Genomic DNA, 692 nt, shown 5'->3' on the forward strand with positions numbered 1-692 from the left:
ATGGTAAAGGAAACTTCTTTTTGCCCTTTGGATACCGTCAAGGTTGCCGGAGACAACAGATATTGTGCCATGGCCGATGGCTGATCTTTGGTTGCGTGCAGGGTGTTAAAGTTAATCGAATACGTTCCATCTGCGATAGTCGGTGGTGCAGTTACAGAGCCCAACTGGAGATCAACATTATAGGTTTCCACGTAGTTTAGCTCAGGCCAGTTGATGCTTACCCATGCATTCAGCTTGGCAGGTACTTCTTTCACTTCAAATTCGATCACTCGTGTATTCGCAGTTTGATCTTCACTTACTGTGGCTACATTGGATAATACTCCGTTTTGCTCTACCTTGAAGCCATCAATCTGCTTGCTATTTTTCAAGGTAAAACGAACATACTTCTTCCCATCACGTTCAATCAAAACGCCTGGTTTCTCCGTATAGCCATCCATTACAGACTTTTCATTCGTGCCATCCTTCAAAAAGGTGAAGTCCAAATTGGAGCCTGTTTCTGGAGAGGTACCATTTTCAGTAATGCTGCTCTTGTCGAATTGAAGACGAAGCTTATGATCCATCTCATAAACCCCACCTGGATAGGTCGTGCTTACATGTACTTGCGCATTTAAAATAGTATCCAAATCCGCTACCTTAAATTTCACTACACGGGTATTGGCTGTCTTGTCCTCACTTACAATATCAGCATCGGT

At 43.4% G+C, this 692-nt stretch carries 1 protein-coding gene; it reads right to left on the reverse strand.

Annotated features, from left to right (window positions below):
- A partial coding sequence (locus tag WG8_RS28865; protein ID WP_007432133.1) for an NEAT domain-containing protein occupies positions 1–692 on the reverse strand: 692 nt, incomplete at both ends.

It is taken from the genome of Paenibacillus sp. Aloe-11 (assembly GCF_000245715.1).
Classification (GTDB): Bacteria; Bacillota; Bacilli; order Paenibacillales; family Paenibacillaceae; genus Paenibacillus; species Paenibacillus kribbensis.